This window comes from Actinomadura soli, from assembly GCF_005889715.1.
Taxonomy (GTDB): Bacteria; Actinomycetota; Actinomycetes; order Streptosporangiales; family Streptosporangiaceae; genus Spirillospora; species Spirillospora soli.
Map to the genome: position 1 here is coordinate 19,955 of NZ_VCKW01000099.1, position 8,889 is coordinate 28,843.

Annotated in this window: 11 protein-coding genes; 6 read left to right on the forward strand and 5 right to left on the reverse strand. The window is 72.6% G+C overall.

What is annotated here, in order from left to right; genetic code table 11:
• A complete protein-coding gene (locus ETD83_RS20065) occupies positions 1 to 489 on the reverse strand; it encodes a MarR family winged helix-turn-helix transcriptional regulator (RefSeq protein WP_138646673.1) in 489 nt (162 codons plus the stop codon).
• A gap of 92 nt (positions 490 to 581) precedes the next feature.
• Between ETD83_RS20065 and ETD83_RS20070 the strand changes: the two genes are divergently transcribed.
• Positions 582 to 1,355, forward strand: coding sequence for a dioxygenase family protein (locus ETD83_RS20070; protein ID WP_138646674.1), 774 nt, complete (start codon positions 582 to 584; stop codon positions 1,353 to 1,355).
• Between the two features lie 40 nt (positions 1,356 to 1,395).
• Here the strand turns inward: ETD83_RS20070 and ETD83_RS20075 are convergent, their stop codons facing one another.
• On the reverse strand, positions 1,396 to 2,313 hold the full coding sequence (locus ETD83_RS20075) for an NAD-dependent epimerase/dehydratase family protein (RefSeq protein ID WP_138646675.1): 918 nt from the start codon (positions 2,311 to 2,313) through the stop codon (positions 1,396 to 1,398).
• A 262-nt stretch (positions 2,314 to 2,575) separates the two neighbouring features.
• Between ETD83_RS20075 and ETD83_RS20080 the strand changes: the two genes are divergently transcribed.
• Positions 2,576 to 3,088, forward strand: a complete 513-nt coding sequence (locus ETD83_RS20080) for an O-acetyl-ADP-ribose deacetylase (protein ID WP_138646676.1) — start codon at positions 2,576 to 2,578, stop codon at positions 3,086 to 3,088.
• Positions 3,089 to 3,112: 24 nt separating this feature from the next.
• Here ETD83_RS20080 and ETD83_RS20085 read toward each other — a convergent pair whose 3' ends face one another.
• Together ETD83_RS20085 and ETD83_RS20090 are read right to left on the reverse strand one after the other, a co-directional pair.
• A complete protein-coding gene (locus ETD83_RS20085; RefSeq protein WP_138646677.1) occupies positions 3,113 to 3,580 on the reverse strand; it encodes a universal stress protein in 468 nt (155 codons plus the stop codon).
• Positions 3,581 to 3,634: 54 nt separating this feature from the next.
• Positions 3,635 to 4,477 carry a TIGR03084 family metal-binding protein gene (locus ETD83_RS20090; protein ID WP_138646678.1) on the reverse strand — a complete coding sequence of 281 codons (843 nt, stop codon included), beginning with the start codon at positions 4,475 to 4,477 and terminating at the stop codon, positions 3,635 to 3,637.
• 129 nt (positions 4,478 to 4,606) lie between these two features.
• On the opposite strand from ETD83_RS20090, the gene ETD83_RS20095 reads away from it, so the two are divergent.
• Positions 4,607 to 5,416 (forward strand): class I SAM-dependent methyltransferase, encoded by an 810-nt coding sequence (locus ETD83_RS20095; protein ID WP_138646679.1) that lies wholly within the window; start codon positions 4,607 to 4,609, stop codon positions 5,414 to 5,416.
• A 6-nt stretch (positions 5,417 to 5,422) separates the two neighbouring features.
• Here the strand turns inward: ETD83_RS20095 and ETD83_RS20100 are convergent, their stop codons facing one another.
• Positions 5,423 to 6,181, reverse strand: a complete 759-nt coding sequence (locus ETD83_RS20100; protein ID WP_138646680.1) for an SDR family NAD(P)-dependent oxidoreductase — start codon at positions 6,179 to 6,181, stop codon at positions 5,423 to 5,425.
• 146 nt (positions 6,182 to 6,327) lie between these two features.
• Here ETD83_RS20100 and mshA point away from each other — a divergent pair, with 146 nt between their 5' ends.
• From mshA to ETD83_RS20115, 3 genes are all read left to right on the forward strand, one after another.
• Positions 6,328 to 7,656: a D-inositol-3-phosphate glycosyltransferase gene (mshA, locus tag ETD83_RS20105; RefSeq protein ID WP_138646681.1), complete on the forward strand. Its 1,329-nt coding sequence runs from the start codon at positions 6,328 to 6,330 to the stop codon at positions 7,654 to 7,656.
• Positions 7,653 to 8,159, forward strand: coding sequence for a type III secretion system chaperone family protein (locus ETD83_RS20110; protein WP_138646682.1), 507 nt, complete (start codon positions 7,653 to 7,655; stop codon positions 8,157 to 8,159). Before mshA ends, ETD83_RS20110 begins: the two co-directional genes overlap by 4 nt.
• 20 nt (positions 8,160 to 8,179) lie before the next feature.
• The coding region (locus tag ETD83_RS20115; protein WP_138646683.1) for a phosphoglyceromutase at positions 8,180 to 8,889 on the forward strand (710 nt) is incomplete at its 3' end.

The window sequence follows — 8,889 nt, forward strand, 5'->3', positions numbered from 1 at the left end:
CTAGCCCTCGCCGCGGGCGCAGGGGGCTTCCTGGTCCGGGTCGAGGGAGGCGAGGAGGGCGTGCAGCGTCTCGCGGAACTCCAGCATCCGCTCCCGGGTCAGCGGGTCGAACAGGTGGCGCCTGACCTCGGCGACATGGCCGGGGGCGGCCTTGACGAGCACGGCATAGCCCTCGTCGGTGAGCTCGGCGACGGTGGTGCGGCGGTCGGTGCCGTTCTTGGTCCGCCGCACCCAGCCCGACTCCTCCAGCCGGTTGACGGCGTGCGAGAGGCGGCTCGGCGACGAGTGGACGATCTCGGCCAGCTCCGTCATGGTGCGGGCGCGTCCCGGCGACTCCGACAGCATCGCCAAGATCATGTAGTAGGTGTGCGGCATGCCGGAGTCGCGCTGGAGCTGGCGGTCGAGGGCCTCGTTGAGCAGGCGCGACGTCCACAGGAAGGCGCGCCAGGTCTCCTGTTCGTCGGCGTCGAGCCATCGCGTGTCCGTCATACGGACACTGTACCCAAATAATTGAACCCTCAAGACTTGAACCTTCAACTATGTTCGAATATGGTTCAAATGTGAAATAAGAGGGGGGCTACATGTCCAGGATGCCCGTGCTCTATCTCAGCCACGGGGCCCCGCCACTGGCCGACGACCCCGTCTGGACGGACGAGCTGGCCCGCTGGGGCGCGGAACTACCGGAACCGACGTCGATCCTGATCGTGTCGGCGCACTGGGAGGAGGCGCCGCTGAGCATCGGCGCCACCCGCCGGGTGCCGCTGCTGCATGACTTCCGGGGCTTCCCGGAGCGCTACTACCGCGTCCGGTACGACGCGCCCGGCGCCCACGAACTGGCCGACGACGTGGGAAGACTCATTCCCGGCGTGCACCGTGACGAGACGCGCGGCCTGGACCACGGCGCCTACGTGCCGCTCGTGGAGATGTATCCGGACGCCCGCGTCCCCGTGCTGCAGATGTCGATGCCGACGCTGGAGCCCGCGCGGCTCTTCGAGATCGGACGGGCCCTCGCGCCGCTGCGCGACCAGGGCGTCCTCATCATCGGGAGCGGATTCACGACGCACAACCTGCGGGAGATGCCGCGCGGAGCGGACGCCGCGCCGCCCGCCTGGTCGGCTGAGTTCGACGCGTGGACGGACCGCGCCGTGAAGGGCGGCGACGTCGACGCCCTCCTCGACTTCCGCGCCAAGGCCCCCGCGGCCCGGATCGCCCACCCGCGGTCGGAGCACTTCGCGCCCCTGTTCATGGCGCTCGGCGCGGGTGCGGAAAGTCACACCGGCGATCCGTCGCGACGGCGATCCGTCATCGACGGCTACTGGTTCGGGCTCGCGAAGCGCTCGTTCCAGTTCGGATGATGGTTGTCACGTTCCGTCCGGAAGCATCCGGTTCGTCCGGTCAGCGCGTCCGGGCGGCGCCGTTCACGCGCGAGGCGTCCGCGCCCGGCCCGGAGCCGTTCGCGTCGGCGCCGTTCGGGTCGGCGCCCCGCTGGGAGAAGCCGGTGCGCCAGGACGCGACCTGCGGCTTCCAGCCGAGGCCCAGCGCCTTCGCGTTCGACACCGGACGGCCCATCGTGGCCGCGTGCTTGCCGGCGTTGCCCGGGTTGGGCGCGCCGATCGCCGCGCCGTAGACCGGCAGCCAGTCGGCCGTGGTCGCGGGCTCGTCGTCCACGATGTTGACCGGACCGGCGGGCCAGTCGAGCGCCGCGAGCGCGGCCGACGCCGCGTCGTCGGCGTGCACGAACGACGTCCACGACGGCGCCGGGCGCATGGTGCCCGCGCGCACCCGCTCGGCGATGGCGCCGTCCGGGGCGTACCACGTGCCGGGCCCGTACAGGGCGCCGTAGCGCAGCACGACACCGCGCGGCATCTCGCCGACCGCCGCCTCCAGCGCCGCGACGCCCTCGTAGGGCGGCAGCGCCGTGTCCAGCGGGTCGGTCTCGACGGCCGGGGTGTCCCCGGCGACGTACAGCCACGCGATGCTCTGCGCGATCATCGTCTCGACGCCCGCGGCCCTGGCGGCGTCGACCAGGTTCCGGGTGCCCACGATCCGCAGATGCGAGTTGGCGGCGAAGTTCTCGTCGCTGAGATCGGTGAGCTGGTGGATCACCGCGTCCGGACGTTCGGCGGCGACGACCTCGCGGACGGCGGCGGCGTCGAGCACGTCCACGACGACCGGCGCGGCGCCGAGGTCGCGGAGCGCGCCGGCGCGCTCGGTTCGGCGTGTCGTCCCTGCGACCTCATGGCCCGCCTGGACGAGCAGCGGGATCAGCCGGCGACCGACGACTCCGGTCGCTCCGGCGAGGAGAATCTTCAAGGGGGTACCTCCACGACTTGCACGCCTTTGTGGTCGTCTCGACGGCAGGATAGGTAGTCGGTCTGCGGGCGGTCACGCCCGGCCCTCCCGTTCGGGCGCCCCCCACGGCATCAGCCGGACGAATCGGACGGGCTTCACCACCCCAGTTGTCCCGTCCGCCATGAGCGTACCGCCGGGAAGCAACCGAACGCGTTTCGCGCACGGCGCGGGTGAGAATTCTTCTCTTCTGACGGGTTCGGGCCACAGCGGAGGAGCGGCGGACATGAAGATCTCTCTCGTCCGGGGCGACATCACGGAGCAAAAGGTGGACGCGGTCGTGAACGCGGCCAATTCTTCGCTCCTCGGCGGCGGCGGGGTGGACGGCGCCATCCACCGCAAGGGCGGCCCGGAGATCCTGGACGACTGCCGCAAGCTGCGCGCGGCCCAGTACGGCGGCGGCCTTCCGACCGGGCAGGCCGTCGCGACGACCGCCGGACGGCTCCCCGCGCAATGGGTCATCCACACCGTCGGGCCCGTCTACTCGGCCTCCGACGACCGCTCCGACCAGCTCGCCTCCTGCTACCGGGAGGCGCTGCGCGTGGCGGACGAGCTGGGCGTCGAGTCGATCGCCTTCCCCGCGGTGTCGGCGGGCATCTACGGCTGGCCCATGGACGACGCCGCCCGCATCGCGGTCACCACGGTCCGCTCGACGCCGTGCAAGGTCACCGACGCGCGGTTCGTCCTCTTCACGTCGGACGCCTACGCCGCCTTCGAGCGCGCCCTCGCCACACCCTGACGCCCGCCTGACGGCCCCCGCCCGTCAGTCCTGGCCCTTCGTGGGCGGGACGACGAGGACCGGACGCCCGGCGTGATGAAGAACACGGGTCGAGACGCTCCCCAAGATCATGGAGCGGGCGCCGCCGAGGCCGCGTGAACCGGTGACGATGAGGGACGCGTCCAGCTCGCCGGCGACGTCCACGATGGCGGCCCAGACCGGTCCGTCGCCGCGTTCGGCGCGGGTCGTCACCTCGGTCAGCCCGCCCGCGGCGGCGAGGTCGGCGCCCTGCCGGGCGAGGCGCTCCGCCTGCCGCTCCTCCTCGAACTTCTCGCCGGGCTCCGGCTCGCCGGCCAGCGGCGTCGCCGCCGCCAGCGGCGCCCACGCCAGCTGCGCCAGCAGCGGCTCCCACACCGTCATGACCACGGCCGGCTCCGGCTTGACCTTGCGGGCGGCGTATTCGATCGCGGCCCGCGCGTCGTCGGACCCGTCATAGGCGATGAGAATCGTCATACCCGGAGACATGTCCCTGATCGGGCCGCCTGAACGTGACCGGACGCCGGACGCTCAGGTGGTCGCCGGGGCGCGGCCCGGGCCGGGCGGGCCGGCGAAGGCCTGGGCCACGTCCAGCCAGCGGTCGGCGTCCGCGCCGATAGCGGTGAGCGCGAGGTCGTCGCGGTGCCGCCGCTGCGTCGCGAGCAGGCAGAAGTCGAGCGCGGGGCCGCTGACGGACTGCGGCGCGTCCGCCGGGCCCCACGTCCACGCGTCGCCGTCCGGGCCCTCCAGGACGACGTGGAACGCATCGGCGGGAGGTTCCAGGCCGCGGTTGCGGAACGCGAAGTCGCGGGTCCGGACGCCGATGTGCGCGACGTGCCGGAGGCGGCGGGTGGGCGTGCGCCGCTCGCCGAGGGCGTCGGCGACGTCCTCGCCGTGCGCCCAGGTCTCCATGAGCCGCGCCGTCGCCATCGACGCCGCGCTCATCGGCGGGCCGAACCACGGGAGCCGCCGCCCGGCCGGGACAGCCGCCGGCCGAGCGGAGCTCGTCGATTGATCGGCGGCGGGTGGGGGCTGGAAGACGGTCAGCGCGTCCATGATGCGGCGCCGTCCGTCCCGCCAGCGTGCGAGGAGGCGGGCGGGATCCTCGGCCGCGCCCTCCCGGGCACCGGCCTCGACGTAGTCGTCAGGGTTCTCCAGGGCCCGCTCGATGAGCCCGGCGAACGCGGCGGGGTCGGTGGCGGCGACGACGGCCTGCGCGTCCGTCCAGGCGAGGTGGGCGATCTGGTGCGCGATCGTCCAGCCGTCGGCCGGGGTCGCGTCCGCCCAGCGCGCGGCGGGCAGCGGCGCGACCAGGGCGTCGAGGGAGTCGCCCTCGGCGGCCAGGTCGGCGAGGAGGGCGTGCAGATCCGGCATTTCGCCAGGATCTCCCGCCCCACCACCGGCCGGACAGACCCGAACGGAATTTCGTTCAGACGGGGAGGATGCGAGGCGGCGGCGTACGGGGCATGGCGGACGGCACGGAAGAATTGGCCGGTGCCCCCCATGCAGCGGCCGCGGGGGGAGGTGACCCGCGGCACCACCGCCCCCAACCGGCTGCGCCGCGTGGACCGCTGGATCGCCGCCACCCAGACCCGTCCGCTGCGCTCCGGCCCGCGCCCCCTGGCCGTCGACCTCGGCTACGGCGCGTCCCCGGTCACGACGGTCGAGCTCTACACCCGGCTCCGCGCCGTGTCGCCGCGGCTGGAGGTCATCGGCATCGAGATCGACCCCGGCCGGGTGGCCGCCGGGCACGCCCTTCTCGCCCGCGACGGCCCCCTCGACGGGCTGTCGTTCCGGCGCGGCGGCTTCGAGCTGCCGGTCCCGCGGCCGCCCGTCCTGATCAGGGCGTTCAACGTCCTGCGGCAGTACGACGAGGCGGCGGCCTGGCGCGCCTGGGACGAGCTCACCGCGCGCCTCGACCCGTCCGGTGTCCTGGTCGAGGGGACGTGCGACGAGATCGGCCGCCGCGCGGTCTGGGCGACGCTCACCCCGGACGGCCCGCGGACGATCACGTTCGCGGCCCATCTGCCCACGCTGGCGCGCCCGTCCGAGCTGGCCGAACGGCTGCCGAAGACGCTGATCCACCGGAACGTGCCGGGCGAGCCCGTCCACGCGCTGCTGACCGCGTTCGACCGCTGCTGGGCGACCGCCGCCCCGCACTCCGCGTTCGGCCCGCGCGCCCGCTGGGCCGAGGCGGTCGCCCTCCTCGCCCGGACCCATCCCGTCGTCACCCGTCCGCCCCACGGCGGCAGAAACCGCTGGCGGCTCGGTGAGATCACCCTTCCCTGGACGGCGGTCGCGCCCGCCGTCTGAGCCCGCCTACTGGCGATGGAGCTTGTGCGGCGCGGCCTGGACGCGCGGCTGGACGTCGATGCGGTCGATGTTCACATGCGCCGGACGCGTCACTGCCCAAGCGACGCAGTCGGCGACGTCGTCGGCGACCAGGGGCTCGGGGACGCCCTCGTACGGCTTGGCGGCCTTCTCCTCGTCCCCGTGGAACCGGACCAGCGAGAACTCCTCCGTTTTCACCAGCCCCGGCGCGATCTCGGTGACGCGGACGGGCTCGGCGACCAGTTCGAGCCGCAGCACGTCGTTCACCGCGTAGGCGGCGAACTTGGCCGCGTTGTACCCGCCGCCGCCCTCGTACGGGACGTGCCCGGCCAGCGAGGTGATGTTGACGACATGGCCGTCGCCGCTCTCGATCAGCTTGGGCAGCAGCGCCTGCGTCACGCGGACGAGCCCGATGACGTTGCTCTCGTACATCGCCTGCCACTCGCGGAGATCGGCGGTCGCCACGGTGTCGAGGCCGAGGGCGCCGCCCGCGTTGTTGACCAGCACATGGCAGCCGCCGAGGGCTTGGGCGAGCGCGTCCACCGACTCCTGCGACGTCACGTCCAGGGTGACGGGCACGATCTTCCCGGCGCCCGGCACGCTGTCTGCGATCTCCTTGGCGAGGGCGTCCAGCCGGTCCCGGCGCCGCGCGGCGAGCACGACGTTGAACCCCTCCGCGGCCAGGCGCCGGGCCGTGGCCGCTCCGATCCCGCTGCTCGCTCCGGTCACTACCGCGGTCTTACGCATGCCCAAGCCTCCCAGGTACCGGCGTTCCAGGCGGGCGGCAGGGTCGCCGGTGAGGTCCGTCACTGCGGCGAGAAGTCACGATTGTCACCCATGTTGAGGGAACAGGTAACGCGGTCGATAGGTTGCACTACCGGAGGTGGTGTCCGGTGTCGCGTCGTATCAGCCGAGTTGCGACGGTCAGTGTTCATACTTCCCCCCTCGACCAGCCGGGTACGGGCGACGCGGGCGGCATGAACGTCTACATCGTGGAGGTGGCCAGGCGCCTCGCCGCCAGGGGCGTCGAGGTCGACATCTTCACCCGCGCGACCAGCCGCGCGATGCCGCCCGTCGTCGAACTGGCCCCGGGCGTCCTCGTCCGCAACGTCGTCGCGGGGCCGTTCGAGGAGCTGGACAAGACGGAGTTGCCCCGGCACCTGTGCGGCTTCACGTCCGGCATCCAGCGCGCCGAGGCGGCCCACGAGCCAGGTCATTACGACCTCCTGCACACCCACTACTGGCTGTCCGGTCAGGCTGGGTGGGCGGTGAAGCAGCGCTGGGGCGTCCCGCTCGTCCACTCCATGCACACCATGGCGAAGGTGAAGAACGCGGCCCTCGCGGAGGGCGACAAACCCGAACCGGCCGAGCGCGTCCTGGGCGAGGAGCAGGTCGTGGCGTCGTCCGACCAGCTCGTCGCCAACACCGCCGAGGAGGCCCACCAGCTCGTCGGCCTGTACGGCGCCGACCCCTCGCGGGTCGCGACCGTCAGCCCCGGCGTGGACCTGTCGATGTTCCACCCCGAGTCGTCCCTGGCCCGCGGCACCGGCCTGCTCCCGCACCGCACCGGCCCGGCCCGCCGCCGCCTCGGGCTCCCCCGCCACGCGTACGTGCTGCTGTTCGTCGGCCGCATCCAGCCGCTCAAGGCCCCCGACGTCCTCCTGCGCGCCGTCGCCCGCATGCTCGCCGACGACCCGTCCCTGCGCCGCAAGCTCGTCGTCGCCGTCGTCGGCGGCCCGAGCGGCTCCGGGCTCTGCCGCCCCGAGGGCCTGCAGAATTTGGCCGCCGACCTCGGCATCTCCGACGTCATGCGGTTCGAGCCGCCGAGCCCGCAGCACGAGCTGGCCGACTGGTACCGCGCCGCGGACGTGACCGTCGTCCCGTCCCACAGCGAGTCGTTCGGGCTGGTCGCCGTCGAGTCCCAGGCGTGCGGGACGCCCGTCGTCGCGTCCAGCGTGGGCGGCCTGCGCACCGCCGTCGCCGACGGCGAGTCCGGCGTCCTGATCTCCGGCCACGACCCGGCCGGCTACGCCGCCGTCCTGCGCCGCCTCCACGCCGAACCCGGCCTGCACGCCCGCCTCGCCCGCGGCGCCGTCCGCCACGCGCACACCTTCGGCTGGGACGCCACGGTCGACAACCTCCTGGACGTGTATACCGGAGCCGTGGACATCCGCACCTCGCCGATCCCGGCCGCCCGCGACGCCGCGCAGGTCACCGCATGAGCGCCGCGGACCCGGTCGACACGATCAGGAAGACCCTGCTGGCCGCCGAGCTGGAGTTCGACGAGCCCCGCGCGAACGCGTTCTTCGTCAAGCTCCCCGGGCAGCACAAGCTCGCCACCATGACCTGGCTGATCGTCGGCGAGCACAGCCTGCACGTCGAGGCGTTCTTCTGCCGCCGTCCCGACGAGAACCACGCCGACTTCTACCGCTTCCTCCTGGAGAAGAACGGCCGCATGTACGGGGTCGCGTTCGCGCTGGACGACGTCGGCGACGTCCACCTCGTCGGCAGGGTCGCCCTGGAGTCGGTGTCACCGGACGAGATCGACCGCCTTCTCGGCTGCGTCCTCACCTACTCCGACGAGAACTTCGACAAGGCGCTGGAACGCGGGTTCAAATCGTCCATCCAGCGTGAATGGGACTGGCGTGTCAAGCGCGGCGAGAGCCTCGCCAACCTCCGGGCCTTCGCGTCCTTCGCCGACCCGGCGAACCGCCATTCGCCCTGACGCCGCTAGGCTCTGGTCCCATGGCGACCCTGGTATTGCTCCGGCACGGCGAAAGCGTCTGGAACGCGGAAGGACTTTTCACCGGATGGGTGGACGTCGACCTGTCCGCGAAGGGCGAGAGCGAGGCGACCAAGGGCGGTGACCTGCTCCTGGACGCCGACATCACCCCCGACGTGGTGCACACCTCCCTGCTGAAGCGGGCCATCCGCACCGCCAACATCGCCCTGGACGTCGCCGACCTGCTCTGGATCCCCGTCCGCCGTTCCTGGCGCCTCAACGAGCGCCACTACGGCGCCCTCCAGGGCAAGAACAAGGCCCAGACGCGCGAGGAATTCGGCGAACGGCAATTCATGACCTGGCGCCGTTCCTACGACACCCCGCCACCGCCCATCAAGGACGACGACCCCCTCTCCCAGGTCAACGACCTCCGCTACGCCGAACTCCCGTCCGAGCTCATCCCCCGGACCGAGTGCCTCGCCGACGTCGTCGACCGCATGCTCCCCTACTGGTACGACTCGATCGTCCCCGACCTGGCCGCCGGGAAGACCGTCCTCGTCGCCGCGCACGGCAACTCCCTGCGCGGCCTCGTCAAGCACCTGGACGACGTCTCCGACGAGCAGATCGTCGGCCTGAACATCCCCACCGGCATCCCCCTCGTCTACGAGCTGGACGACGACTTCGCCCCCCTCAAGCGCGGCGGCGACTACCTGGACCCGGCCGCCGCCAGGGC

Bases quoted from the DNA above. Each gene is read 5' to 3' on its own strand.
- ETD83_RS20065 (WP_138646673.1), bottom strand. From the start codon at position 489: ATGACGGACACGCGATGGCTCGACGCCGACGAACAGGAGACCTGGCGC.
- ETD83_RS20070 (WP_138646674.1), top strand. From the start codon at position 582: ATGTCCAGGATGCCCGTGCTCTATCTCAGCCACGGGGCCCCGCCACTG.
- ETD83_RS20080 (WP_138646676.1), top strand. From the start codon at position 2,576: ATGAAGATCTCTCTCGTCCGGGGCGACATCACGGAGCAAAAGGTGGAC.
- ETD83_RS20085 (WP_138646677.1), bottom strand. From the start codon at position 3,580: ATGACGATTCTCATCGCCTATGACGGGTCCGACGACGCGCGGGCCGCG.
- ETD83_RS20090 (WP_138646678.1), bottom strand. From the start codon at position 4,477: ATGCCGGATCTGCACGCCCTCCTCGCCGACCTGGCCGCCGAGGGCGAC.
- ETD83_RS20095 (WP_138646679.1), top strand. From the start codon at position 4,607: ATGCAGCGGCCGCGGGGGGAGGTGACCCGCGGCACCACCGCCCCCAAC.
- ETD83_RS20100 (WP_138646680.1), bottom strand. From the start codon at position 6,181: ATGCGTAAGACCGCGGTAGTGACCGGAGCGAGCAGCGGGATCGGAGCG.
- ETD83_RS20110 (WP_138646682.1), top strand. From the start codon at position 7,653: ATGAGCGCCGCGGACCCGGTCGACACGATCAGGAAGACCCTGCTGGCC.